We start from the raw sequence: 26,017 nt of genomic DNA on the forward strand, positions 1-26,017 counted from the left end.
TCATGAGGAGATATTCAATTTGCTGAGGGCGCAGCAGACGTCAGGCGGACACCGCAATCAGGTGATTGTCCCATTGCAGATCATGCCGCTGCAGCGCGCCATTTAGCGTGCCAACGAGGCCGCCCCCGGTGGTATAGACAAACCCCTGTCCCACGCCGCCAATACCACAGACATCTGTGGCCTCATGCACTGCAACCGCCGCGCCAGAGGTGACATCAAACACATGTAAGATGCCTCCGCGTGGGGAAGTGATCGCCACCTGTGCCCCATCCCCGGAGAGCGAGACGCTGCCAGCATAGCCATTCAGCCTGCGGTCGCTGTCTTGAGACACGCTCAGCAGGCGGGGCGGGGTGCCGCGCTGATGCAGGCCCAAAAGCGGGGGGCTGTCTTTGAGCGCGCCCTGCCATTGCATGGCAAAAGCCACGGTGCCATCCGCATGCAGCGCCAGATGGCGGATGGAGTTCTTGTGCTGCGCCCAAGGCAGGGTGACATCTTCGAGCAGATCGCCGTCCAATGACAGATAGCTGAGCGAGGGCTGCATGACCGGCAGGTTGAGTTTGGTGCGCCCCATATCAGGATGGGTTTCAATACCGCCATTGGCCACAACCAGACTGCGCCCATCTGGCATCAGCTTGATATCATGCGGGCCAACACCGCCGGAGGCAAACTCGCCGATACGGCGATAGCCCGCCTCGACGTCCCAGACACCAATGATGCCCAGCCCCGCCTCATAGTCATTTTCAGAGGTATAGAGTCGCTTACCATCCGCAGAGAAGGCGCCATGGCCATAGAAGTGGCGCTCGGCCGGGGCGGTGAGACGCGCCAGAACCGTGCCATCGCGACAGTCCAGAACCACCGCAAATGTGCCCGGACGGCGGGCAAAGGCCACCGCTTCGGCACGGTCGGGGTGGGCTGCCGCCGCATGACCGCGCGCAGGCAGTGCAATCGTGAAGGTGACATCCCCCTTTCGCGTCAGCCCTGCGAGCACAAACTGGCCATCCGCGCGCCGGGCGGCAGAAAGAAAATCAGGCGTGCCCACGCTGCTCCAGCCCAGCGACGGCATCAGGCTGCTGGCGGCCAGACCGGCGAGCAGGCGGCGCCTTGTGGTCATCTTAATCCCCGTCCAGCGCGTTGAAACCTGCGGTCACATCCAGCGCCGGGCCCAGCTCCTGTGTGACGATGTCTCGGATGTTGCCAATATACTGTTGCAGGATTTCCACCTTGAAACGCCCCTGCATCTCCGCAACGCCTGCAAAGACGGGATCTTCCGCCAATACCTCTGTCTGTTCAAAGGCCACGGCAAAAGCGGCCTCCAGCCGCTCAGCAACACCCGGTGTTTGCGCGGCAAGCGCCTGGGATAGTTCTTCGAGAGCAGTCAGGGATACGGTGATATTGCGCAGGCTGCGCCCAGAGCGACGGGCCTCTGCACGGCGTGGGCGGGGCTTTTCAAAGCTGCCCAGCGGGCGGCCCAGACGGGCCTCTTCATTGAACTGGAGCCCTGTGTCCAAGGCTTTAAAGAGCTGTGCCACAGCCGCAAGATCGGTGGCATATTCCGCCGCATCAGATGGGCTTTGCATGGTGGTGGCATAGCCGCCCTGCCAATCAGCAAGAATGGCCTGCGCCTGACGGTCGATGTCAGCGGCCACCGCCTGCACCAGAGCGCAGTGGTATTGCGCATCCCCCAGCGTGGCGATGGAGTCATCATAGAGCAGATACTCCATGGCAAAGAAGCCGCGCGCGGCAATTGACACTTCGCCAAAAGCCTCAGGCTCCGCAATGACGGGATCCTCTGTGGTGATAAGCTTGGTCAGGGATTTGGGCGTGAACCCTTTGGTGTCTGGCCAGAAGGCCAACGCAAAGGCACGTTCATCAACCTCGGAGGGGCCAAAGCGCAGATGGCTGACCGCCATCCAAGCATCAAATCCCTCATGAAATGCGGCGCGCAATTCGGCAGACTGTGGCTGACAGTCAGACTGGGCCGCAGCGGTCAGAGCTTCGGTGCGCGCGGCAAATGTCTGAAAGCCGGGCAGCACATGTTGCGCCAGCGCGCCTTCTACAAGCGTGGCCGCGTCCTGTGCCAAAACTGGCGGGGCCAGCAGCGGGGCAGTCACGAGGGCGGCAGTCATCAAAAGGAAACGCATGGGTCAGAGACTCTCCAGGAAACGGATCAGGGCGGCGCGGTCTTCGGGGGACATCTGCACAACCTGCTCTTTCATAGGCTCTGCTTCTCCCCCATGCCAGAGCACCGCCTCAAGCAGGGATTCGGCGCGGCCATCATGCAGAAAGGTGTTGTGGCCCGACACGCGTTCGGTCAGCCCCACCCCCCAAAGCGGCGGCGTGCGCCATTCACGTCCCGTGGCGCGGGCTTCGGGGCGATGATCCGCCAGCCCCTCGCCCATGTCGTGCAACAACATATCCGTATAGGGCCAGATCAATTGAAAGCTCTGCGCAGGCTGATCAGGCAGACGATGGGTCACATAGCTGGGCTGGTGGCAGCTGGCGCATCCGGTGTCAAAGAACAGCTGCTTGCCCCGCAACACCTGTGGATCATCCACATCACGGCGCGCCGGCACTGCCAGATTGGCGGTGTAAAAGGTGGTGATATCCAAACCAGCGTCATCCACCTCAAAGACGCGCACGTCTTTGTCGCCATGAGGGCCCGCCACACAGGCCTCTTGCAACGGGGTGCAATTGCCGTGGCCTGCCGGAAACAGAGAGGTGGAGATACCGATATCTGTAGAAAAAGCACCAGCGGTTTGCTGACGCAGGGTCGGGGAGCCCGCTTTCAGACCAAAGCGGCCCAGCATCGGGCGCTGAAACTCGCGTGACCAGACAATATTGGCGCGCCCGGAAATACCGTCCCCATCCAGATCGTCCGGATCGGCATTGGCCAGAATGTCAGCAGCGGGAATCGCCTCCAGCAGACCCAGACCGATCATCTGCGGCGCAACGCGGGCGGAGAACATCACATCGGCATGCAAGGGCCCATAGGCCAGATCCCTGGGCGTGACGGTGGGGCGGCGCAGGGTGACGTTTTCGCCTCCGGCCAGGGCCACCTCTACCGTCTCATAGGTCACTTCAATCCGCGCTTCGGCGGGATGGCCCGGCAGGCTGAAATCTTGAAACTGCGTGCCATAGTTTGGTTCCGGCCGGGTGGCGAGGAACTCGGCGATCTCATGGATCTGATCGCCCTCTGTGCCGGGAATGGAGAGCTTTAACGCAAAAGAAATCGCGTCATCTTCGGGCGTTTCAGGCGCATGGCCGCGCCCGCCCCGCATATGGCAGCTTTGACAGGCGCGGGCGTTGAACAAAGGCCCCAAACCATCCGAGGCCAATGTGGAAGAGGGGGAAGAGACCCAGAGTTTGTCAAACATCGCCTCCCCAAGGCGAAAATCCAGCCCTGCCTCCGACGGGAGATTCGCGGAGGGCTGGTCAAACACCAGATTGTCCCGACGCACCGGTGCCGTGGCCGCCCCCCCCGGGCGTGCTTCAAACTTCTGTGGTGCGGAGAAATCCGTTGGAAAGGCGGTAACGGCCTTGATCCGGGCGGTTTCTGCGTCCGTGCGGGGGGTGAAATTCAGGTGACGGTCATCCAACGCCTGCGCCGATGACGCAGAAAGAGCAATCAGAAGTCCGGTTGCGAGGCCTGTGGCTGAGGGGAATGAAATGGCTGGCATCGTCGCTACAGAAAGAAGAAGGGGCGGGACAATCCCGCCCCCGTGTTGGGTTCTATTATTCGAACACAGCGTCCGGATTGTCGAGGCTGTCGGAGCCTTCGAACGCCAGTTGGTCCAGACCCAGCGCAGCCACAGCGGCTTCGATGGACTTGGTTTGATCAACCAGACCGTTGACGCCGCCCATCACCAGCGCTTCGCCTGCGGCGTTGCCGCGCTCCAGCATCTGGTCGTAGGAGAAGCCGGATTCAGCGGCTGTCTTGATGCGGCCCAGACCCATCATGGTGGCGGAGAGTTTGCCTTTCAGCTCTGCGTCCAGATCCGCGTCTGCGGCGGCCACGAGATCAGACAGGGATGCGCCAGACACGAGGGAGCCGTCTACACGCACATATTCGCCAAGGTAGACGTTCTGGATGCCCAGACCATCGTAGTAGTGGCTGTTGTGGGTGTTGTCAGAGAAGCAGTCATGCTCTTCTTCTGGATCGTTCAGCAGCAGGCCAAGGCGCATACGCTCACCCGCTTGCTCACCGTAAGACAGGGAGCCCATGCCGGTCAGGATGGCCACGATGCCTGCGTCTTCATCGCCGGTCACGGTGGTGCGGGCTTCGCCGCCTTCGGCCCACTGCGCAGCCATCCACTCAAGGTCGGACACCAGCAGGTCGGTTGCTGCCTTCAGATATTGTGCGCGGCGGTCACAGTTGCCACCGGTGCAGTCGTCGCCGGATGCGAAATCAGTCCAGGCACGGTCGCCTGCGCCATGCGCGTGACCGTTGGTGTCCTGACCCCAGAGCAGGAACTCGATTGCGTGGTAGCCGGTGGCCACGTTGCTTTCGATGCCATCTGCTTCATGCAGGGTGCCTTCGAGCAGCTCAGGAGTGATTTCTGCGGCGTCCACGGTGGTGCCGGAGATGTCAAAAGAGGCGTTGGCAACCACGTTCAGAGCGGCCAGCGGGTTTTCGTCGGTTGGGCCACCATAGGCCGCTTCCACATAGTCGATCAGACCTTCGTCCAGCGGCCATGCGTTCACTTTGCCTTCCCAATCGTCCACGATGGCGTTGCCAAAGCGGTAAACTTCGGTCTGCTGGTAAGGCACGCGGGAAGCCAGCCATGCGTCTTTGGCGTTTTGCAGCGCCTCAGCAGATGGCGCTTCAACCAGCGCATTTACAGCCGCCTGCAGGGTCTTTGCAGTGGTCAGGCTGTCTTCATATTTTGCAGCGGCGATGTTGGCATAGTTGGTCAGAACATCGGCTTTTTCAGCGGCAAATGCCGGGGCTGCCAGCGCCAGAGCGGCAGCGGTTGTTGTCAGAAATGCACGTGTCATTGAATTGTCCTTCAAGGTCAGATCTACTGCATCACTGACCAATTTTATCAGGATCGTCAATCCTTATTGTTTTACTATGCTTTGAGCTGCGACGTGATGTCTCCCTCCCGTTGGAGAGGGTCGTTTCCCTTGGGGTAGTTTGTGTGACAAAGTCACTCTTCCAATAGATGTTCGTAGCGCGCATCCGTCAGGGTTTTCAGGAAGGCGACAATCGCATCCACGCGGCGATCATCCAGCGCCGGACCATGGGTCAGCTCTTTCACCGCCAAGGTCTGCGGCACAGCCGGAGATCCAAAACGTTCCCCGGTTTCCGGATTGATCTGGCGGGCTTCGCTACGGGTGTTGAAACGGTTGTAAAACAACACAACCGTGCGCAGATCCTCAAACACACCATTGTGCATATAGGGGCCGGTGACAGCGACATTGCGCAAAGTTGGCGTCCTGAACTTGCCAAGCTGCATCGGATCGTCCTGCACCGCCGGGTTCGCGGCCAGCCCCGCGTCAACCGTGCCCGGCGCGACGCCATTCATGGCGCGCAGGGCCGTGTTCTCAGGAATGCCGATGTTGTGAAATTCGTGGTTGGTGAAGGTCTCGCGCGGGTCCATCGCGCTTGTACCGACCTGATGACACAGGTTGCAGTTGGTGAACTGCTCGGAAAAAAACAGCACCCGGCCCAGCTCTTCTTCACTGGTGAGGGTCGCCTCGCCCCGCAAGAAACGGTCATACTTGCTGTCAAAAGGTGCAAAAACCTCTGTGCGCTCAAACGCGGCCAAGGCCGCCGTCATGGCGGTGTAGCCCGCAGAGACATCCTCCAGAACCTCTGCCTCAAACAAATCTGAGAATGCCTGCTGATAGACCGGATCTTCGTTCAGGCGCGCAACCACCGCAGCGGCGTCTGTCATCCCCATTTCAATGGGGTTAAGCGGCGGGCCACCTGCCTGATCTTCGAGCTTGGGCGCGCGCCCATCCCAAAACTGTCCGCCAAGCCAGACCCCATCATCACCTCGATGAAACGCGGGGATAAACGCCGCATAAGACGCGGTCGGCGCATTGCGATCCCCCAGAGACTCGCCATCATCGCCAATGGAGGCCATGCCACGAGGATCGGCAAAACCATACTCCGGATCATGACAGGTGGCGCAGGACTGCGTACGATTGGCGGAGAGATTTTCGTCAAAAAACAACCGCTCCCCCAGCGCTTCCAGCGTCTTTATTTCCTCCTGCGCGGCGGCAAAGGACGCAACACAGACAACACATGCAATGGCACTTAGGCGATACATCAGGCGACTCTATTCTGACTGGTTTACTTGGGTTTGCGCCTCTTCGTGATCAAGGTCAACGCTCCGAGATGCCGCACCCAACAAAAAGCCCCCGACAGAGCGGGGGCTTTGTAACAGACAGAATAAAAGACAGGCGCGTCGTTCAGCGATCGCGGAACTGTGGCTCACGCTTCTCGGCAAAGGCGGCCATGCCTTCTTTCTGATCTTCGGTCGCAAAGAGCGAATGGAAGGCGCGGCGCTCAAACAGCAGGCCTTCGCGCAGCGTGGTTTCAAAGCTGCGGTTCACTGCCTCTTTGGCTGTGCGCGATGCGATCAGGGATTTCTCCGCAATCTTATGTGCCGCGCTCATGGCTTCTTCCATCAGCTTTTTGGCAGGCACAACGCGGCTGACAAGGCCGGAACGCTCAGCTTCGGCGGCATCCATGAATCGGCCAGTCAGGTTCATGTCCATCGACTTGGCTTTGCCCACAGCGCGGGTCAGGCGCTGGCTGCCACCAATGCCCGCAATCACACCGAGATTGATTTCTGGCTGACCAAATTTGGCAGTCTCAGAGGCGATGATGAAGTCACAGGCCATGGCCAGTTCGCACCCACCGCCCAGCGCGTAACCGGAAACGGCGGCGATCACAGGCTTGCGGATGTCCTGAATACGGTCCCCGAAATCGGCAAACAGGTTCGACAGGTTCACTTCGGCGAAGCTCATCGTGGACATCTCTTTGATGTCGGCCCCTGCGGCAAAGGCTTTTTCTGAGCCGGTGATGACGATGCAGCGCACCTTATCATTGGCATCCGCACTTTCCAGAGCTTCCTGGAGCTCTCCGATCAGCTGTTGGCTGAGCGCGTTCAGCGCGTCGGGGCGGTTGAGCTTGATGAGGGCCACGTGGTCCTCGATGTCGACGATGATCGTCTCAAAAGCCATGATCTATGCTTTCATTGTTCCGGTCAGGGCTGATTCCTTACCATTTGATGAAAAGGGATCAAGCTATCTTTGACATTGCCCACAGTAGAAAGACGAGCGCCCCGATTGGGTGATTCGGCTGATTTTGCTTGTGCATTCGGGGGTTTTACAGGGTTCTCCCTCCCGTCCGTAGACGTCAAAGGTGTGTTGAAAATATCCCAGTTCTCCATCGGCCTGACGAAAGTCACGCAACGAACTGCCGCCTGCTTCAATGGCCTCCTGCAACACCTTACGAATTATCGGCACAAGGGACTGTACCCGCGCGTTGGAAATCGCCCCTGCCTTGCGTTTTGGCGCTATCCCTGCGCGAAACAGAGCTTCGCAAACATAGATATTGCCCAGCCCCGCCACAATCCGCTGATCCAGAAGCGCCGATTTGATCGGCGTGTTGCGCCCCGCAAGCTGCGCCACCAGATAGGCTTCATGAAAATCATTGCCCAGAGGCTCAGGGCCGATCTTGGCCAGCAGAGGGTGGCTCTCTGCGGTCTCTGTTGTCAGCAGATCCATCGCACCAAAGCGGCGCGGATCATTGAAGGTCACCCGCGCGCCATTGTCCATGTCAAAGACCACATGATCGTGTTTCTGGGCCTGCGGATGATCATGCACAAACTGCCCAAGCGGATCCCCGGAGACGGTCATGCGTCCGGACATGCCCAGATGGATTAGCAAGGTCTCCCCCCGATCAAGATCAGCAAGAATGTATTTGGACCGCCGTCGCAGCTGTAGCACCTTCGCCCCGGTCAGCCGCGCGGCCATCCGCTCCGGAAACGGCCAGCGCAGGTCGGGGCGGTTCACCGCCGCCTTGGCAATCACCGCGCCTTCCATGGCCGGTTGCAGACCACGGCGGACGGTTTCGACTTCGGGGAGTTCGGGCATGATGATGTGAGTCCTTTGGCTGCTCAGGACAATGCGCAATTTGTGCAGTGGTAAGCAAGTCACCTTCTTGGCCCGCACAGCGGGCCGCGCCAGACCTCCCCCATAGGAGGGCGCTTTGCTTCCTCCCGAGGCCGGACACGACCCTTTTATCCCCTCACCAATTCGACGCATTGTACCCTTTCGGCACGCCCTATATGTAAGGAGCAACCAAGAGGATTGCGCGTGATGGCGAACAACGACAACACCACCCATTTCGGATTTGAAACCGTACCGGAAAGCGAAAAAGCGGGCCGTGTGCAGGGCGTTTTTGGCTCGGTAGCCTCCAAATACGATGTGATGAATGATGTCATGTCCATGGGCATTCACCGCATCTGGAAAGACGCGATGATGGATTGGCTCGCGCCGCGCCCGGGGCAAAAACTGTTGGATGTGGCCGGTGGCACCGGCGATGTGTCCTTCAAGTTCCTCAATCGCGCCGGATCTGGCCATGCGACCGTCTGCGATCTGACCGAGCCGATGCTGGTGGAAGGCCGCAAGCGGGCGGAGGCCGATGATATGGCCGAGAGCCTTGATTGGGTTGTGGGCGACGCCATGGCGCTGCCGTTTGAGGACAACACTTTTGATGTCTACACAATCAGCTTTGGCATTCGCAATGTAACCCGCCCACAGGAAGCGTTGAATGAGGCGTTTCGCGTGCTCAAACCGGGTGGACGCCTGATGGTGCTGGAGTTTTCCCAGATCCCCAATGACATGATGCAAAAGGTCTATGACCTCTATTCCTTCAACATCATCCCGCGCATGGGGCAGGTGATCGCAAACGACCGTGACAGCTATCAGTATCTGGTCGAATCGATCCGCAAATTCCCCGATCAGGAGACCTTCCTTGATATGGTGAAAGCCGCCGGATTTGAGAATGCGAAATACCGCAATCTGACCATGGGCATTGCCGCGCTGCATTCGGGCTGGAAGCTGTGAGAGGGCCGCATAATCTCATTCGCCTGATCCGCACCGGGGCCACGTTGGAACGTGCGGGTGCCATGGAAGCGGTGCTTGACGCCTTTGAAGCGCCGCGTCACGTGCGCATTGTGCTGCGCACGCTGGCCTGGCCGTTTCAATGGCTGGCCATCAAAGGCGACACAGATGTGCCGCCCCTGCCCCGCGCACTGACGGCTCTGGGTCCGGCCTACATCAAATTTGGCCAGGTACTCTCCACCCGACCTGATGTGGTGGGCGCGGATCTGGCCACGCAACTGCGGGTGTTGCAGGATAAGCTGCCACCGTTTTCTGTGGCTGAAGCCAAAGCAGAAGTCGCGCGCGAATTGGGGCTGGATGCGGATGCGGTCTTCTCCGAGTTTTCCGAACCTGTCGCCGCAGCCTCCATTGCACAGGTGCACCGCGCCCGACTGGCGAGCACCGGCGAAGAGGTCGCTGTCAAAGTGCTACGGCCGGGTATTGAGCGGGCCTTCCGCAAGGATGTGGATGCCTTCTACTTTGCCGCCAATATGATTGCTGCGCTCTCTCCGGCCTCGCGTCGCCTGCGCCCGATTGAGGTGATTGAGCATTTTGACGGCGTGGTGACCGGGGAGCTGGATCTGCGCCTTGAAGCCGCATCGGCCAGCGAGTTTGCCGCCAATACCGCAGAGGATGACGGATTTCAGGTGCCCACGGTCAACTGGGCTTACTCCGCCAAACGCGTGATGACGCTGGGCTGGGCCGAGGGCACGCCGATTGGCGACAATACCGCGCTGGATGCAGCAGGTCATGATCGTCAGAAACTGGGCGCGCGGGTGCTGGAACTGTTTCTCAATCATGCGCTGCGCGACGGGTTTTTCCATGCGGATATGCATCAGGGGAATATGAAGGTCGCCGCCAGCGGCGATATCATCGCCTATGATTTTGGCATCATGGGCCACATTGATGAATACACCCGCCGGGTCTATGCCGAGATCCTGTTTGGCTTCATTCAGCGCGACTATAAACGCGTGGCGGAAGTGCATTTTGAGGCGGGCTATGTGCCAGCGGATCAGGATGTGGATGAATTTGCCCGCGCGCTGCGTGCGGTGGGGGAGCCGATCTTTGGCATGGATGCCGATCACATCTCCATGGGGCGGCTGCTCAACTATCTGTTTGAGGTGACCGAGCGCTTTGGCATGGAAACCCGCACCGAGCTGATCCTGCTGCAACGCACCATGGTGGTGGTCGAAGGCGTGGCGCGCTCGCTGGATTCTCGTGTGAACATCTGGGATGTGGCGAAACCGGTGGTCACCAGCTACATCCGCGACAGCATTGGCCCGCGGGCGGTTCTGGGTGATCTGGTGAAAACCGCCAAGGTTCTGGCGCGCTTTGGGCCACGGCTGCCCGGCATTGTCGAAGCCGCCCTGATTGCGCAGTCGGAGACACCCCCTGCCGAAATGCCGCGCCCCTGGGCCTGGTTGATTGGGGGCGTGCTGGTTGGTGGACTGGCCACCGGCGCAATGATGATGGTCAGCATGACGCTGTAAGTGCACACACAGCTGAGAGGGGCCAGCCCCTCTTGCGCTGTCGCGCAATTCACCCCGGGATATTTTTATCAAGAGGAAGGCCAGAAAAGGCGCGCCACAGGCTCAGCGGCAGCTGAGCCACGCCCAACACAAAAGAAGCGCCCGCTGGGCGCTTCTCTTTGGGGCGGGAGCCCCTTTGAAACCATAGGAAGGAGCGGCCTTAGATCAGCCCGGCATGGGCCATGGCAGCTTCGATCTGCGTTTTGGTCGCATCCGACAGGCCGGTTAGGGGCAGGCGGACTTCTTCGTTGCACAAACCCAGGCGCGACAGGGCGTATTTTGCCCCCACAAGGCCCGGCTCTACAAAAATCGCCTCATGCAGCGGCATCAACTTGTCCTGATACTCCAGCGCTTTGGCGTAGTCGCCCGCCAGCATGGCGGCCTGGAATTCGGCGCAAAGTTTAGGCGCCACATTGGCGGTGACAGAGATGCAGCCGACGCCGCCATGGGCATTGAACCCCAGCGCAGTGGCGTCTTCGCCGGAGAGCTGGATGAAATCGGCTCCACAGGTGGCGCGTTGCTGGCTCACGCGGGCCAGATCGCCAGTGGCGTCTTTCACACCCACGATGCGCTCCAGCTTGGCAAGTTCGCCCATGGTCTCAGGGGTCATATCCACCACAGAGCGGCCCGGGATGTTGTAGATGATGATCGGCAATGAGCAGCAATCATGGATGGCGGTGAAATGCGCAATCAGCCCACGTTGAGTAGGTTTGTTGTAGTAAGGCGTCACAACCAGAATCGCGTCCGCCCCCACTTTTTCCGCATGCTGGGCCAGCCCGATCGCTTCGAGCGTGTTATTAGAGCCCGCCCCGGCAATCACCGGCACACGGCCCGCAGAGGCACGCACCACTTCTTCCACCACCGCTTCATGCTCGGCATGGCTCAGGGTGGGGCTTTCACCGGTGGTGCCCACCGGCACAAAGCCATTGGTACCTTCGCCAATGTGCCATTCCACCAGTTTCTTGAGCGTTTCCAAATCCAGCTCGCCGTTCGTAAACGGCGTGACGAGTGCGGGGTAAGACCCTTTGAACATGGCACGCTCCTTTTTTATGCGCAGCTGGGCGGAATTGCCCGATCTATCAAAACCGCGCGGACCCTAGCGGGAAGTTGCCAACTTGCCAAGATTGTGAGTTGAGAACACAGGGTGCGCGGCGTATCTTGCGGTTTCTATCCTGTCTGGCATAGGAAATTGCAAGCCATGTTGCGTCTTTTTCTGACACTGTTTGTGGCCTTGTGCATGGCCCTGCCGGCAAGCGCGCAGGATCGCGACGCCCTGCGCAGCGCCATGTCTTCGGTGCGTGCCAAGGATTGGAGCGGTGCCACCCGCGCCGTGCGCCAGAGCGATCCCGTCACCAAGGACATCATAGAATGGCACCGGCTGCGCGCTGGAGAAGGCTCTGCAGAAGACGTGGTGGCCTTTCTCAACCGGCGTGCGGACTGGCCCGGCCTGCCCTATCTGCGCAAGCAATCCGAACCTGCCTTTGAAGACGTCTCCCATGAAACGGCGCTGTCGTTTTTTGTGCATGGCAATGCCCAGACCGCTGAAGGCACGCTGGCGCAGGCAAAGGTTCTGGAAAAAGCGGGCGAAACCGGCGCGGCGCAGGCCTCTGTGGTGCTGGCATGGCGCACGCTGCCGATGTCGGATCAGACCCATGCGCTTTATCTGCGCCGCTATGGCGATCTGCTTGCGCCCCACCACACCGCGCGACTGGATGCGATGTTGTGGAAAGCCTGGGAAAGCAATTCTGAGGCCATGTACCCCCATGTCTCTGAAGGCTGGGTGGCGCTGGCCAAGGCGCGGCTGGGGCTGCGCGCCATGGTCAACGGTGTGGATGGGCTGATTGCGGCAGTGCCTGCGGATCTGCAGGAGGATGCCGGGCTGGCCCATGAGCGGTTTGTCTGGCGCCACCGCAAGGACCGTGACGACAGCGCGATTGAGCTTGTTCTGGCCCGCAGCCGGGCAAACACATTGGGTGTGGCGGAAGAATGGGCCCCGCGCCGACGGTCACTGATGCGCAGCCAGATGCGGGCGGGCAACTACAAAACCGCCTATGCGCTGGCCTCAACCCACCGGCTCACGCCGGAGGCGGGCTATGCCTATGCCGATTGTGAATGGCTTGCGGGCTATGTGGCCCTGCGGTTTCTCAACCGACCGGAAGAGGCTGCAGCGCATTTTCTGAATTTTGCCCGCAGTGTGGAAACCCCGATTTCTCTGGGCCGCGCAGGCTATTGGATGGGCCGCGCCTATGAGGCCATGGGCGATGCTGAGACCGCCCAGCAGGCCTATGTGGCGGGCGGCGCCCATCAGACCAGTTTTTATGGACTGCTGGCCGCAGAAAAAGCGGGTATTGCCTATGACCGCGCGCTGAGTGGCACAGAGATCTTCCCGGACTGGCGCAAGGCCGCCTGGACAGAGAGCAGCGTACATCAGGCCGCCCGCAGCCTGCTGACCGCAGGGGAGCTGGATCTGGCCGAACGTTTCTGGGTGCATCTGAGCGAATCGCAGGATCGTATGGCGCTGGGGCAGATGGGGCAGATGGCACTGGATCTGGGACAGCCGCATGTGGCGGTGATGCTGGGCAAACAGATGGTGCGCATGGGGGTGACCCTGCCGGGGCCTTATTATCCGCTGCATCCGCTGGTGGAGCAAAAGCTGCCTGTGCCGGATGAGCTGTCGCTGGCCATTGCGCGTCGCGAAAGTGAATTTGATCCGGTGGTGGTGAGCCACGCCGGTGCGCGCGGCTTGATGCAGCTGATGCCGGGCACGGCGCGGGATGTCTCCAAGGACATCGGCGAAGTCTATGTGCTGGGCAACCTGACCAGAGATCCAAAATATAACGCGCGCCTTGGCAGTGCCTTTCTCGCCGATCTGGCAGAGCAGTTTGACGGCAATATCATCATGATTGCAGCCGCTTATAACGCCGGGCCCCGTCGCCCAACGCGCTGGATGGCCAATAATGGTGATCCGCGCGGCGGCGCGGTGGAGGCGATGATCGACTGGATTGAAATGATCCCGTTCAATGAAACCCGCAACTATGTGATGCGGGTCTCTGAGAGCCTGCCAGTCTATCGCGCACGCCTTGGACAGGATCCCCATCCCGTGCCGTTCAGCCGTGAAATCACCGGGCGCACAATCCGCCCCCGATAAGGCCCCAGATAAAGCACGGCGCGCGGATGCCCACAGAGCTCAACGCGCCTGCCGCTCCCGCCACCATGTGAAGAGCCCCGCGCCAAGCACGATCGCAGCGCCAATCGCCACGTTGCTGCGCAAGGTTTCCCCAAAGGCCACCATGCCGAGCGCCGCCGCAAAGGGCAGTTGCAGATAGGCAAAGGGCTGCACCGCGCTGGCTTCGGCGACATCATAGGTGCGAATAAGGAGCCCGTGCCCAAAGACACCGGAGCAACACAAAAGCGCCATCCAGAGCCAATCACCCCCTGCAATGGGTTCCCAGAAAAACACCCCAATCGCCGTCATCATCACGCAGCCCACGATGCCGGTGTAAAAGAAGCTGGTCTGGGCCGTGTCACCACGGGCGACATAGCGGGTCATCAGGCCATAAAGCGCAAACATCAGCGCCCCAATCAGGGGCACCACCGCGACCGGGCTGAACACCCCAGAGCCGGGTTGCAGAATGATCATCACACCCATCGCCCCAATGCCAATCGCCAGCCAGCGCCGCCAGCCAACTTTTTCCCCCAGCACAGGCCCGGAGAGCGCAGCGATGATCAGCGGATAGCAAATGAAGATTGCATGGCTTTCGGTCAGCCCCAGCAATGTGAAGGCATAAACCGTCACACAAATCTCCAGCGCCAGAAGCGCTCCGCGCCCCAGTTGCAGCCAGAGGTGGTTGGTCTGCATGACCTGCCGCAATCCACCGCTCTGTCGTGACGAGAGCGCCAGCACAAACAGGGCAAAGAACCAGTAGCGGATCATCACCACCAGATAGGTGTTATATTCCCCTGCCAGATGACGGGAAACGCCGTCTTGGAGGGCAAAGACCAAAGTGGTCACTGTCATCAGCAAAATGCCAAGGCGGTTGTTCGCCTGCGACGGAGCGTTTTGTGTCATGGGGACGGCATGTCTGACGGCATGGTGCAGCGGGTCATATGGCGCTTGCGGCCAAATCCCGGCACGCGGGTCACGTCAAATCCAGCGGCTTCCAGCCCCCGGCGCACAAAGCCTGCCGCTGTATAGGTGGCGGCTGTGCCGCCCGCGCGGGTATGCCGCCCCACCTGTGCCATCAACGCGGCATTCCAGAGCTCTGGGTTTTTGGCTGGGGAAAACCCGTCAAGAAACCAGGCATCCGCAGCAAAGCTCTGCTGCGGCAGGGTCTCGCGCGCATCGCCGATCACCACCTCAGCAGAGATCCCCTCCAGACTGCGTAGGCGGGGGTCCTCTGCATAGGCTGCCACCAGCCGCGCGGCATAGGGCGCAACCTCTGGAAAGGCCGCAAGCGCGCGCGCCATTTCATCCGCCCGCATGGGGAACGCCTCAAAGGAGGTGAAGCGCAGCGGGCTGTCCATGCCCGCCTCCTCCCAGGCTTTCCAGACCGTCAACAGGTTTAGCCCGGTGCCAAAACCCAGCTCGGCAATGTGAAACCCCGGGGCAAAGCGCGCGGGCAGATCATTGCCAGCAAGAAACACATGCCGGGTTTCCGCCAGCCCATTGTCGAGGCTGAAATAGGGATCATCAAACCGTGTGGATACGGGAATGGCCTCATCACGCCACTCAAGGTCCGCCTGCTCTTTGCGCATGGTGCATTGCCTTTTGGAGGTTCAGGCGGCATTTGACCATAAACTGTTCCATTGGCAATGGGAGATCACGATGGTGGATGTGACCGTGATGGGCGCGGGGGCCTTTGGGCTCTCGGTGGCCTGGGCCTGCGCGAAACGCGGAGCCAGGGTGCGGGTGATGGATCCCAATGGCGTGGGTGCTGGCGCAAGCGGCGGTCTGGTGGGCGCATTGGCGCCGCACACGCCGGAGAACTGGAACGTCAAAAAGGCCTTTCAGTTTGACAGCCTGATCATGGCGGAGGGTTGGTGGGCCGAGGTGGAAGCGGCAGGTGGCGTGAGTGCTGGCTATGGCCGCACCGGGCGCATTCAGCCGATCCGCGACGAACACGCGCTCACCCTTGCCACGGCCCGTGCGGAAAGCGCCAAGGAACTTTGGCAAGGCAAAGCCCTCTGGGAGATTGTGCCACAGGACAGTCTTGGCGACTGGGCCCCGGTCAGCCCCACCGGCTGGCTGATCCACGACACATTGACGGGCCGTATGTTCCCGCGCCGCGCCTGTGCCGCGCTGGCCGCCGCCCTCATCGCCAAGGGTGCAGAGATCACCAAAGACGGCATGCCTCAGGGCAAAGTGGTCTGGGCCACGGGGTATGAAGGCTTGCTGGTGCTGTCAGACGAGATGGGCAAAGCTGTTGGCAATGGAGTCAAAGGTCAGGCGGCGCTGTTGCGGCTGGACCAATCGCAGGCGCCGCAGCTCTTTGCCGATGCGGTGCATATCGTGCCGCATGCGGATGGCACTGTGGCGATTGGCTCCACCAGCGAGCGCGACTTTGAGGATCCGACCAGCACCGATGCGCAGCTTGATGATGTGCTGGCGCGCGCCTATGCGGCTGTGCCTGCGCTAAAAGAGGCAGAGGTGATTGAGCGCTGGGCCGGGGTGCGCCCGCGTGCCAAAAGCCGCGCGCCGATACTGGGCACGCACCCCACGCGCAGCGGAGAGTTCATTGCCAATGGCGGCTTTAAAATCGGCTTTGGCATGGCACCAAAAGCGGGGGAAGTGATGGCGGATCTGGTGCTTGAGGGCAAAGACGCCGTACCCGACGCCTTCCGCCCTGAAGCCTCGCTCTGATCCTTACTGGTTCTGCCCGACGTCTTCTTTGAGCGCCTCCATCAAGGCGGTCAGGGAGGCGGTGTAATGCGCGCTGGTCAGGCGACCCTCCGCATCAAACTCGTTGCTGCTGTTGGCCAGACCAAATTCAGAGCCAAGCGCAATGCGGGGGCGGAAGGCTACGAGGCAATCACGCAGCATCATCTGCGCCCGCACGCCACCTGCGCGGCCCGCCGCCGCGCTCATCAGCGCGGTGGGTTTGCCCACCATCGGCTTCTCAGAGTGGCGGCTGATCCAATCCAAGGCGTTTTTCAACGCGCCGGTGACACCCGCGTTATATTCCGGCGTGGAGATCAGCAGCGCATCCGCCTCCGCAATCTGTGCCACAAGGGTGTTCACAGCTTCGGGCAGGCCGCTCTCGCTTTCCAGATCCCCGTCATAGAGGGGCAGATTCAGATCCGCCTCCACATAGTCCGCAGCCCCATAGAGCCGCGCCGCTTCACGCAGCAGCATCTTGTTGGTGGAGCCCGCGCGCAATGCGCCGGAAATACCAAGCAGTTTATGGGGCATGATCACATCTCCTTGTTCGCCATACCCTCAAGCTAAAGCAAAAGGCGCCGCACACAAGCGACGCCTTTCCACAAGGTCTGTGCATCTACGCAGATATTACGCATTGGGCAGGATGACGATTTCCACCCGACGGTTCTGACGGCGGCCCTCTTCGTCGAGGTTGGAAGCAATTGGCTGATCCTCACCCCGACCGATGGCCTGAATGCGGCCAAAGGCGACGCCATTGTCCAAAAGCACATCCGCCACCGCATTGGCGCGGCGCTCTGACAGCGTCTGGTTGTAGCTGGCGGCCCCGGTGTTGTCGGTATGGCCCAGCACCTGCACAGTGGTGTCAGGATAGGCGTCAAGGCTACGCGCCACTTTGGCCAGGTCATCTTTCAGGCTGGCGTTGACGGCAAAACTGTCCACATCAAACAAAATGTCCTGTGGCATGGTCAGGATCAGGCGGTCACCGGTGTTTTCAATGCGTACATCCTCATCAAGCTGCGCGCGCAGCTCCGCTTCCTGCTTATCGAGCTGATTGCCAATCAGCGCGCCAGCACCTGCCCCGATGGCTGCTCCCGCCAGCGCATTGTTGTCAGTGGCCACAGCCAGCCCCGCGCCGATGATGCCGCCAAGAACCGCACCGCCTTTGGTCTGGCGATAGGCATCACGCTCTTCAGAGGATCCCGCCACATAGGCCGGATCGGTACAGGCGGTCAGCGCAAGGGTCGACAGCGCGCAGATGGACAGAGTGATTTTTTTCATGGTCTCGCCTCAAATCTCTATGCCGGTGGTCCGGCTTTTGTCTGATTTATACGCCAAGCACGGCATGCGCCCAAGTCACAGCCCCTCACATATCGGCAATTTGACGCCGAAACGAGGGCTCAGGCCTCTGCGCGGGCCGATTCATAAGCCAACATCGCGCGTTTGACCGGCACGCCCCAGTGATAGCCCCCCAGCCCCCCGGATTTGCGCATGGCCCGGTGACAGGGAATCAGCCAGCTCACAGGGTTGCGCCCCACCGCTGTGCCCACCGCCCGCACCGCGCGCGGGTTGCCAATGACACGGGCAATCTCCGAATAGGTGGTGACCTCTCCCGAGGGGATCCGCATCAAGGCCTCCCAGACTTTGATCTGCAGGGCCGAACCGATCATATAGACCGGCACCTTGCTGTGATCCACCTGCTGCGCCTGATAGGCGGCCAACACCCAAGGGCGCAGAAACATGGGATCTTCGACAAAATTCGCCTGCGGCCAGCGCGACATGAGGTCTTCAAAGGCAGCGGCCTCTCCTGTTTCCGCCGCGAAGGCAATGCCGCAGATGCCTTTCTCCGTGCCAGTCACAAGCGACAGGCCAAAGGGGCTGTCAAACCAGCCCCAATAGATGGTGAGCCCAGCGCCACGTTTGGCATAGTCTCCCGGGCTCATGGCCTCCCAGCGCAGGAACAGATCATGCAGCCGCCCGGAACCCGACAGGCCCACCGCATTGGCCGTATCTAGCGTGGTGAACCGCTCCTGCAAAAGCGCCTTGGCATGGCCCAGCGTCAGATATTGCTGAAAGCGTTTGGGCGACACCCCAGCCCACCGAGTGAAGAGCCGCTGAAAATGCGCCGGGCTCATCTCCATGGCGCTGGCCAGATCCTGAAGAGAGAGGGTCGCACCCTCTGCCTCGTCAATCAAAGCAATCGCGCGCCGCATCACGTGATAATGGTAGCCTTCAGTCATATCGGTCATTTGGGGCTCCTGTGTTGCGGGCACAGTAGGCACGAGGCACCGCCCCGGCGACCCGAAAATTGCGCTTTCTCGCGACCGCCTCTTGATTCCGCGCAAAAATGAGACATCTTTGTCTCATGATGAGAAAAACACATAACCGTATTCTAGAGGCGGGCTTCCGCGTTTTCGCTGCAACCCCCACCGCAACCCTGCAAGACGTGGCAGATGAAGCCGGCATCGGTCGCGCGACGCTGCACCGTCACTTCAAGGGACGCGAGGAACTGATGGCTGCGTTGGCGCTCACCGCAATGAAAGAGCTGGATACGGCCATTGAGGCAGCCACGCAGGATGCCTCAAGCCACACAGAAGCCCTGCGGCGCAGTCTGGATGCGATGATTCCATTGGCCGACCGCCAGATGTTTCTGGCCAATGAGCCGCTGGATCATGTGCCCGAAGTGCTGGCCGCCTACACCCAACAACTTGACGAACTCGCCGAGGCCATCGAGGCCGCCAAAGACGAGGGTGGATTTGACCGTGCCGTGCCCACCGCATGGATTGTGCAGGCCTATGAGACGCTCACCTACGCCGCCTGGGCCGTGGTGCGCGACGGCAATGTCACCGCCACGGAGGCTGCGGAGCTGATGTGGCGCACGCTGCAATCTGGACTGTCAGGAGGACAATCATGATCCCGGAAAGCTTTATCACCCTGGCCATGCAAGTGGACGAAGTGTTCCTGCTGATCGGCGGGGCGATCCTTGTGATCGAAATCGCCGAAGCCTGGTTCAAGGGCAATCTGAAAGGCAAAACCTGGCTGGAGATGCTGGCCAGTGCCTCCACGCAGGTGCCCTATCTTTTGCTGGAAACCACGATGATGACGGCGCTCTACTTTGGGCTCTACATCTTCAGCGCAGAAATCGTCACATGGCATCTGCCCACAAGCTGGCCATGGCTGATCGCCGCTATTCTGCTGGCGGATCTGACCTACTACTGGGAGCATCGCATCGCCCATCGTGTGCGCCTGTTGTGGACACAGCACGCTGTGCACCACTCCAGCCGGGACTATAACATTGTCACCGCCGTGCGCTTTGGCCCGCTGGAAAGCCTGTGGTCTTTCATCGCGCATCTGCCCATGGTGCTGGCCGGGTTCAGCCCGGATGTGGTGCTCGGCTCCGTCATTCTGGTGCAGGCCTATCAGACATGGCTGCACACGGAACTGATCGGCAAGCTTGGCCCGCTGGAGTGGGTGCTCAACACCCCAAGCCACCACCGGGTGCACCATGGCTGTGACGCCAAATATCTGGATAAGAATTATGGCGGCATCCTGATCCTCTGGGACCGACTCTTTGGCAGCTTTCAGGTGGAAGAGGAGCGCCCACGCTATGGGCTGACCACGGATTTTGACAGCCAGAACCCCGTCAAAGTCTGGTTTTCAGAAATGCCGGCTTTGTGGCGCGACATCAAACGGGCCAAATCCGCCCGCGAACTGCGCGGACGCCTGTTTGGACCACCCGGCTGGAAGCCCTAGGCTGATCCCTGCCGAATTTGGGCCGCGGGTTGCGAAACACCGGGGCCCTCCCATATGAAGGCCCGTGAGCCACATTCCAACGCGCAACCGCGAGACATATTTCATGAGCCTTCGGGACAAAATTGGCGCCTTCATCGCGCGCCCGGCCTTTCGTAACACCATTCTTGGCGTGATCCTGTTCAACGCCATCATTCTGGGAATGGAAACTTCAAAACCGCTGATGGAGGCCATTGGCCCGCTGCTGATCGCACTAGACACCCTATGCCTTGCGGTCTTTGTCTTTGAGATCATCGCCAAACTTTATGTGCAGCGCGGACGGTTTTTCAGCGATGGCTGGAACATCTTTGATTTTGTGATTGTCGGTATCGCGCTTGTGCCAGCGGCACAGGGGCTGGCGGTGCTCAGGGCGCTGCGTATCCTGCGCCTTTTGCGCGTGGTCTCTGTCGCGCCCTCGCTGCGGCGGGTGATCGAGGGGCTGATCAATGCCCTGCCCGGCATGGGCTCGGTTTTCCTGTTGATGGCGCTGGTGTTCTATATTGGAGCGGTGATGGCCACCAAACTCTTTGGCAATGCCTTCCCCGAGTGGTTCGGCACGCTGGGGAAATCCGGCTACTCGCTGTTTCAAATCATGACACTGGAAAGCTGGTCCATGGGCATCGTGCGCCCGGTGATGGAAGTGTTCCCTTATGCGTGGATGTTCTTTGTGCCGTTTATCCTGCTGACCACATTTGTTGTGCTCAATCTGGTGGTGGGTCTGGTGGTGAACTCCATGCAGGATGCGCACCACGTCGAAGCGGAAGCCGAAACCGGCAACTATCGCGACGAAGTGCTGGCTCGGCTGGCGGATATCGAAAAGCTTCTGAAAGAGCAGACCCCGCGCTGACCCAAGATCGGTGCCGCGCGCTGTCTTCAAGAAAAAAGCCCCGCAGACTGTTTCTGCGGGGCTTTGTTTTACTCTGGCCTGTCTGGTTCACATCTTCAGATTGCGCGCCGAATCCTTGATGGCGTCATATTGGCCTGACGGGCGGAAGCGCCACAGGTAATCCGCCATGATCGCTTCAGGCGCCAAAGGCCGAATGCCCAGCGCCTCAAAACCTTTGGCCGCATCAGACACCACATTGTCGCTGCGCAGCAGGATCAGCTGATCGGAGGTGATCACCGAATTGTGCCACAGCCCCAAGGTCAGCTTCTGCAAAAGGCCAAAGCCAAAGGCCATCAGACGCCCCACAAAGAACGGCAGATTGATCACAATCTTGCGGCGGTGGATCACCGTGAGCATTTCATCAATCCAGCCGCGCAGGGATTTCACCTCCGGACCACCCAGCTCAAAAAGACCGCTGGCCTCCCCCATAATGCCCATGACAGCGGCCTGCGCCACATCATCGACATAGACCGGCTGAAATTTGGTCTCGCCGCCCATGATCGGCAGGAACGGGCCAAGGCGCGCCATGCTGGCAAACCGATTGAAGAATTCATCATCCTGACCAAAAATCACCGAAGGGCGCAGGATCATCGCATTGGGCATATGCTGCAACACGGCGGCTTCGCCCTGTGCCTTGGAGCGCGCATATTTGCTTTTGCTCTCCTCAGAGGCGCCAAGTGCGGAGAGATGCACCATCGTGGCAACCCCTTCGGCTGCGGCGATCCGTGCAATCCGCTCTGCGCCTTCGTTCTGAACAGCCTCAAAGGTGTTCTTGCCGCGATCTGCCAGAATACCCACGCAGTTCACCACCGCATCAGAACCCTGCATCACCGCCTGCACCGAGGCATCGTCGCGGATGTTGCAGAACACGGGCTCCACCTGACCGACGGCACCATAAGGCTTTACGAACATCGCTTCATTTGGGCGCCGGACAGCCACCCGCACCAACCAGCCTTCTTTTGCCATGCGCCGCGCAATGTGACGCCCCACAAAACCGGATCCGCCAAAGATGGTGACGAGTTTGGACATGGGAAGCCTCCGCTGTTGCCTAGTCCCCGCTGAAATACCGCTCAGAGCCGCCCAGAACAAGCATCAAAGGTGCGTCCGCGACAAGAAAGCCCTGACAAATTGGTGGATTAGCGCCAATGCTGCGATCTCCCTCACCGAGAGCCGCGAAAAAAGTTTGAAAAAAATTCGGAATCGCGTTGACACCCCCCGCCCCTAGGCTTAAACGCCTGCCTCACCAACCCGTGCCCAGATGGCGGAATTGGTAGACGCGCTAGCTTCAGGTGCTAGTGTCCGTATGGACGTGGAGGTTCGAGTCCTCTTCTGGGCACCATTGGTTTTCCCCAAAAATCGAGATGCAAATGCGCTGCTTACGCTGTGTGATTCGCATGGCGATCGCGCGCTGTGAAAGCCCGTGTTGCAGGCGCGCGCGGCGCCCCACAATCAGGCAGGAAGCGCTGTTTCCCATTCTATCCACATGGTTGTGCTGGACATTTCCAGCCTCTGCCCCCTAGGTTTTGCCGCAAGACATCAACCTGGAGGGGGCCGCAATGTCCAAACACCTACTCGCCGCAACCGCACTCGCTGCACTGTCCGCAACCGCCGCCTTTGCCGATGGCCATTGCGCCGATGGCAAAACCCTGACCGATGGCGCACTGACCATCGCCACCGGCAACCCCGCCTATTTCCCATGGGTGCTGGACAACGCACCGGAAAGCGGTGAGGGCTTTGAAGCCGCCGTGGCCTATGCCGTAGCCGCCGAAATGGGCTTTGCCGCAGACAGCGTCACCTGGGTGCGCTCATCCTTTGATCAGGCGATTCAGCCCGGTCCGAAAGATTTTGACCTGAACTTACAACAGTTCTCCATCACCGAAGACCGCGAGAAGATGGTGGATTTCTCCGCACCCTATTATGCCGCCCCCATGGCGATTCTCGCCGCTGGCTCTGTTGCCGATACTGACACCAGCATCGCCGCCCTGCAGGGGCTTGTCTGGGGCGCCATGGGCGGCACCACGGCGGTGCCCGTCCTGATGGAGACCATCGCCCCCAGCAGCCAGCCGCTTTTGTATGGAGACAACGCCGATGTGACAGCCGCCATGCAGGCCGGGCAGATCGACGCGGCGCTGTTTGACCTGCCCACCGCGCTTTATCTGAGTGCCGTGGTGGTGGAGGGCTCCAAGGTGATTGGCCAGTTCCCCGCAGACCGCACCGAAAACCCGGATCGTTTCGGCATGTTGATGGAAGAGGGCAACCCCTTGAAGGCCTGTGTGGATGCGGCTATCGACTCGCTGACGGAAACTGGGAAACTGGCGGAGATCGAAGCCCAGTGGTTGCAGCAGACCACAGGCGTTCCGCTCATTAAATAACATGACACACGACAAAGCGGCGGGCAAAACCCGCCGCCAGATCCACGAAGACCGCCTGCGCCGCCGCGCCCTGCGCGTGGCCGCCAGCAGCACTGCGGCGGTCTTTCTGGCGATTTTCCTGCTGGTGCCGATGGCCCCGGGCTGGGATCGGGTCAAAGCCAGCTTTTTCAACTGGGAGGTCTTTGTCAAAACCTTCCCAAAGCTGCTGGACGCCTTCAAGCTCGACATCGCGATTTTCCTGTGGTGTGCGCCAGCCATCACCGTGCTGGGCCTGCTCATCGCGCTGGCACGGGACACCCGCAACCCCGCGCTGTTTCCGCTGCGCATTCTGGGAGCGGCCTATACCGACATCTTTCGTGGCGTGCCCGTTGTGCTGACCGTCTATCTGATCGGCTTTGGCGTGCCCGGCCTTGGCCTGCCCCGACCCTGGAATTCGCCCTATATCTGGGGCTCGCTGGCGCTCATTCTGACCTATGCCGCCTATGTTGCGGAAATCTTCCGCTCCGGCATTGAAAGCGTACACAAGAGCCAGCGCGCCGCCGCCGCATCGCTGGGCCTGTCGGATGGCGACAGCATGCGCTTTGTGATCTTGCCGCAGGCGATACGCCGCGTGATCCCGGCGCAGATGAACATGCTGATCGCGCTACAAAAAGACGTGGCCCTGCTGAGCTTCATCGGGCCTGTGGAAATTTTCCGTCAGGCCGGGGTGTTCAAATCGCTGATGGCGAATTTCACCCCCTATGTGGGGGCGGCTGTGATCTTTCTTGCGGTCACCATCCCCGCGACCCGCTATGCGGATTACCTGATCGCCAAACAGAACCGGGAGCGTTCCTGATGCCCAAACTGGCTTTGCATGGCGTGGAGAAACGCTTTGGCGAGAACGTGGTCTGTGACGGCATCGACCTCACCATTGAAGAAGGGCAGATGGTCTGTCTGATCGGGGCCTCCGGCGCGGGCAAATCCACGCTCTTGCGCTGTATCAACCTGTTGGAACCCATCGAGGATGGCGAAATTCTGCTGGATGGCAAAGATATTTCGCTGCCCGGACTGGATCCTCAGCCCGTGCGTCGCCGCATTGGCATGGTGTTTCAAAGCTTCAATCTGTTTCCGCATATGACGGCAGTGGAGAATGTGATGCTGGCCCCGCGGCGGGTCTATCGCAAAAGCCGCAGTGCGCTGCTGCCGGAGGTGACGGAGCTGTTTGAGCGCTTTGGCCTCAAGGAGCGCATGGGGCACTACCCCGATCAGCTGTCAGGCGGCCAGCAACAGCGCGTCGCCATCGTGCGCGCCTTGGCCATGAAACCCGAAGTCATGCTGTTTGACGAAATCACCTCGGCGCTGGATCCGCAGTTGGTGGGCGAAGTGCTGGACGTGCTGCGCCTGCTGAAAGACAGCGGCATGACCATGGTTCTGGCCACCCATGAGATGGCGTTTGCTCGCGAAGCCGCAGATAAGGTCTGCTTCCTCAAGGACGGCAAAGTGATCGAAGAAGGTGCCCCGGAGGCACTTTTTGACGCGCCCCAACACCCAGACACGCAAGCCTTTCTGGCGCGCGCCCTCAAATAGCAGCGCTCCAATCGCATTAAGGCCTGTTCAGCGCGACGTCAGGAAGAGATCCATCACCACAGGGATGGCGCTGAACTCTTTGGAGCGGCCATCCTTGCGGTTCTGAATGGGCCTGGTCAGCCAGTCCGCCCATTTCATACGACGGCACCAGCGCTGTGCCAGCGGCCAGATCCCCTCCGGGGCACCCTCCCGATAGACCCGCATGGCCTCATTCAGGCTGTCGCGCACTTTGGGAGAATGCGCCGCAACATTGAAGGCAAAGACCACCAGATCGCGCGCCTGCCCGTTGGGGGTGTTGTTGCGCGGCGTGTAGCGCTCAAAATCCAGCAAGAGCACATGCCCACCCACCAGACACATATCCTTGGGGCTTGGCCGCCCATGGGCAAACCCAAGACTGTGAAACGCACCCAAAGCGCCACTGGCATTCATCAACAGGTCCTGAAGCTCCCCCGCCGCCCGATCTTGATTGAGCCGCGCGCGCAGATCGGGGCCGCAATCCGGCAACACCAGAAAATCATCGCCATCCGCAACGACCTGTGGCACCGGGGCACCCGCAGCGTTCATCTCCTGATAGGCCAGACGCTCACGCGCAAAGGCTTTTTGCGGGTTTCCCTTCTGAAGACGGTAGCGCAGGCCAAGGATTTCCGGACGTTTGATCCAAAAGATTTTGCCCTCCGCCTGCATCTTCTCCACACGCGGCCCCGCCTCACGCGCGCGGGTTTCCACGAGCATTTTCAGCTCATCATCAACGGAAAGGGGTGCTCGATAATCCATCTCAGCCATGTAAGATGTCACAAAACCTTCGTAAAGGCATCACCTGCCTCTCATGTTGGTCATTTGGCAGTCTTTGGCCGATATGGCTCAGAGACCCGCAAAACAT

25 protein-coding genes and 1 tRNA gene are annotated in these 26,017 nt (G+C 60.3%); 11 read left to right on the forward strand and 15 right to left on the reverse strand.

The features are described from left to right. Positions 1-40: 40 nt before the first annotated feature. From J7382_RS00500 to mutM, 7 genes are all read right to left on the reverse strand, one after another. On the reverse strand, positions 41-1,111 hold the full coding sequence (locus J7382_RS00500; RefSeq protein ID WP_209066397.1) for a DUF1513 domain-containing protein: 1,071 nt from the start codon (positions 1,109-1,111) through the stop codon (positions 41-43). Position 1,112: 1 nt separating this feature from the next. Beyond that, positions 1,113-2,141, reverse strand: coding sequence for an imelysin family protein (locus J7382_RS00505; RefSeq protein ID WP_209066398.1), 1,029 nt, complete (start codon positions 2,139-2,141; stop codon positions 1,113-1,115). A 3-nt stretch (positions 2,142-2,144) separates the two neighbouring features. Beyond that, positions 2,145-3,677 (reverse strand): di-heme oxidoredictase family protein, encoded by a 1,533-nt coding sequence (locus J7382_RS00510; protein ID WP_209066399.1) that lies wholly within the window; start codon positions 3,675-3,677, stop codon positions 2,145-2,147. A gap of 55 nt (positions 3,678-3,732) precedes the next feature. After that, positions 3,733-4,995 (reverse strand): imelysin family protein, encoded by a 1,263-nt coding sequence (locus tag J7382_RS00515; protein ID WP_209066400.1) that lies wholly within the window; start codon positions 4,993-4,995, stop codon positions 3,733-3,735. 152 nt (positions 4,996-5,147) lie between these two features. Then, positions 5,148-6,275 (reverse strand): cytochrome c peroxidase, encoded by a 1,128-nt coding sequence (locus J7382_RS00520; protein WP_209066401.1) that lies wholly within the window; start codon positions 6,273-6,275, stop codon positions 5,148-5,150. A 142-nt stretch (positions 6,276-6,417) separates the two neighbouring features. Continuing rightward, positions 6,418-7,194 carry an enoyl-CoA hydratase gene (locus J7382_RS00525; protein ID WP_209066405.1) on the reverse strand — a complete coding sequence of 259 codons (777 nt, stop codon included), beginning with the start codon at positions 7,192-7,194 and terminating at the stop codon, positions 6,418-6,420. 63 nt (positions 7,195-7,257) lie between these two features. Further along, positions 7,258-8,109, reverse strand: a complete 852-nt coding sequence (mutM, locus tag J7382_RS00530; RefSeq protein ID WP_209066406.1) for a bifunctional DNA-formamidopyrimidine glycosylase/DNA-(apurinic or apyrimidinic site) lyase — start codon at positions 8,107-8,109, stop codon at positions 7,258-7,260. A 225-nt stretch (positions 8,110-8,334) separates the two neighbouring features. Between mutM and ubiE the strand changes: the two genes are divergently transcribed. Continuing rightward, complete coding sequence (gene ubiE, locus J7382_RS00535; protein ID WP_058238888.1) at positions 8,335-9,084, forward strand: bifunctional demethylmenaquinone methyltransferase/2-methoxy-6-polyprenyl-1,4-benzoquinol methylase UbiE; 750 nt, start codon at positions 8,335-8,337, stop codon at positions 9,082-9,084. Continuing rightward, positions 9,081-10,610 carry a 2-polyprenylphenol 6-hydroxylase gene (gene ubiB, locus J7382_RS00540; protein WP_209066407.1) on the forward strand — a complete coding sequence of 510 codons (1,530 nt, stop codon included), beginning with the start codon at positions 9,081-9,083 and terminating at the stop codon, positions 10,608-10,610. Before ubiE ends, ubiB begins: the two co-directional genes overlap by 4 nt. A gap of 199 nt (positions 10,611-10,809) precedes the next feature. Here ubiB and dapA read toward each other — a convergent pair whose 3' ends face one another. After that, entirely contained in the window at positions 10,810-11,682 is an 873-nt protein-coding gene (gene dapA, locus J7382_RS00545) for a 4-hydroxy-tetrahydrodipicolinate synthase (protein ID WP_209066408.1), read from the reverse strand. Between the two features lie 165 nt (positions 11,683-11,847). On the opposite strand from dapA, the gene J7382_RS00550 reads away from it, so the two are divergent. Continuing rightward, a complete protein-coding gene (locus tag J7382_RS00550) occupies positions 11,848-13,797 on the forward strand; it encodes a lytic transglycosylase domain-containing protein (RefSeq protein ID WP_209066409.1) in 1,950 nt (649 codons plus the stop codon). 39 nt (positions 13,798-13,836) lie between these two features. Here the strand turns inward: J7382_RS00550 and J7382_RS00555 are convergent, their stop codons facing one another. Further along, positions 13,837-14,718 (reverse strand): DMT family transporter, encoded by an 882-nt coding sequence (locus tag J7382_RS00555; protein WP_209066411.1) that lies wholly within the window; start codon positions 14,716-14,718, stop codon positions 13,837-13,839. Beyond that, complete coding sequence (mnmD, locus tag J7382_RS00560) at positions 14,715-15,404, reverse strand: tRNA (5-methylaminomethyl-2-thiouridine)(34)-methyltransferase MnmD (protein ID WP_209066412.1); 690 nt, start codon at positions 15,402-15,404, stop codon at positions 14,715-14,717. The genes J7382_RS00555 and mnmD overlap by 4 nt, the downstream gene beginning before the upstream one ends. Positions 15,405-15,474: 70 nt before the next feature. On the opposite strand from mnmD, the gene J7382_RS00565 reads away from it, so the two are divergent. Then, positions 15,475-16,509 (forward strand): FAD-dependent oxidoreductase, encoded by a 1,035-nt coding sequence (locus J7382_RS00565; RefSeq protein WP_209066413.1) that lies wholly within the window; start codon positions 15,475-15,477, stop codon positions 16,507-16,509. Positions 16,510-16,512: 3 nt separating this feature from the next. Here the strand turns inward: J7382_RS00565 and J7382_RS00570 are convergent, their stop codons facing one another. From J7382_RS00570 to J7382_RS00580, 3 genes are all read right to left on the reverse strand, one after another. Further along, positions 16,513-17,058 (reverse strand): NAD(P)H-dependent oxidoreductase, encoded by a 546-nt coding sequence (locus J7382_RS00570; protein WP_209066414.1) that lies wholly within the window; start codon positions 17,056-17,058, stop codon positions 16,513-16,515. Positions 17,059-17,154: 96 nt separating this feature from the next. After that, entirely contained in the window at positions 17,155-17,805 is a 651-nt protein-coding gene (locus J7382_RS00575; RefSeq protein ID WP_209066415.1) for an OmpA family protein, read from the reverse strand. Positions 17,806-17,924: 119 nt separating this feature from the next. Continuing rightward, a complete protein-coding gene (locus J7382_RS00580; RefSeq protein ID WP_058238880.1) occupies positions 17,925-18,773 on the reverse strand; it encodes a bifunctional helix-turn-helix domain-containing protein/methylated-DNA--[protein]-cysteine S-methyltransferase in 849 nt (282 codons plus the stop codon). A 116-nt stretch (positions 18,774-18,889) separates the two neighbouring features. On the opposite strand from J7382_RS00580, the gene J7382_RS00585 reads away from it, so the two are divergent. The 3 genes from J7382_RS00585 to J7382_RS00595 all read left to right on the forward strand — a co-directional run bounded on the left by J7382_RS00585 (position 18,890) and on the right by J7382_RS00595 (position 21,160). Continuing rightward, positions 18,890-19,438, forward strand: a complete 549-nt coding sequence (locus J7382_RS00585) for a TetR/AcrR family transcriptional regulator (protein ID WP_058238879.1) — start codon at positions 18,890-18,892, stop codon at positions 19,436-19,438. Then, the gene (locus tag J7382_RS00590; RefSeq protein WP_209066416.1) at positions 19,435-20,277 is read left to right on the forward strand and encodes a sterol desaturase family protein; all 843 of its coding nucleotides are present in this window, start codon (positions 19,435-19,437) and stop codon (positions 20,275-20,277) included. Before J7382_RS00585 ends, J7382_RS00590 begins: the two co-directional genes overlap by 4 nt. A gap of 103 nt (positions 20,278-20,380) precedes the next feature. Further along, positions 20,381-21,160 carry an ion transporter gene (locus J7382_RS00595; RefSeq protein ID WP_209066417.1) on the forward strand — a complete coding sequence of 260 codons (780 nt, stop codon included), beginning with the start codon at positions 20,381-20,383 and terminating at the stop codon, positions 21,158-21,160. Between the two features lie 87 nt (positions 21,161-21,247). On the opposite strand, the gene J7382_RS00600 is transcribed toward J7382_RS00595, so the two are convergent. Further along, positions 21,248-22,228: a complex I NDUFA9 subunit family protein gene (locus J7382_RS00600; RefSeq protein ID WP_209066419.1), complete on the reverse strand. Its 981-nt coding sequence runs from the start codon at positions 22,226-22,228 to the stop codon at positions 21,248-21,250. Between the two features lie 223 nt (positions 22,229-22,451). Here J7382_RS00600 and J7382_RS00605 point away from each other — a divergent pair. From J7382_RS00605 to J7382_RS00620, 4 genes are all read left to right on the forward strand, one after another. After that, positions 22,452-22,538 (forward strand) — tRNA-Leu (locus J7382_RS00605). A 217-nt stretch (positions 22,539-22,755) separates the two neighbouring features. Continuing rightward, on the forward strand, positions 22,756-23,571 hold the full coding sequence (locus tag J7382_RS00610; RefSeq protein WP_209066420.1) for an ABC transporter substrate-binding protein: 816 nt from the start codon (positions 22,756-22,758) through the stop codon (positions 23,569-23,571). 1 nt (position 23,572) lies between these two features. After that, entirely contained in the window at positions 23,573-24,406 is an 834-nt protein-coding gene (locus J7382_RS00615) for an amino acid ABC transporter permease (protein WP_058238875.1), read from the forward strand. Continuing rightward, complete coding sequence (locus J7382_RS00620; protein ID WP_209066422.1) at positions 24,406-25,137, forward strand: amino acid ABC transporter ATP-binding protein; 732 nt, start codon at positions 24,406-24,408, stop codon at positions 25,135-25,137. Before J7382_RS00615 ends, J7382_RS00620 begins: the two co-directional genes overlap by 1 nt. Before the next feature lie 27 nt (positions 25,138-25,164). Here J7382_RS00620 and J7382_RS00625 read toward each other — a convergent pair whose 3' ends face one another. Next, complete coding sequence (locus tag J7382_RS00625; protein WP_209066424.1) at positions 25,165-25,920, reverse strand: hypothetical protein; 756 nt, start codon at positions 25,918-25,920, stop codon at positions 25,165-25,167. Between the last annotated feature and the right edge of the window lie 97 nt (positions 25,921-26,017).

This window comes from Shimia sp. R11_0, assembly GCF_017744035.1.
Lineage (GTDB): Bacteria > Pseudomonadota > Alphaproteobacteria > Rhodobacterales > Rhodobacteraceae > Shimia > Shimia marina.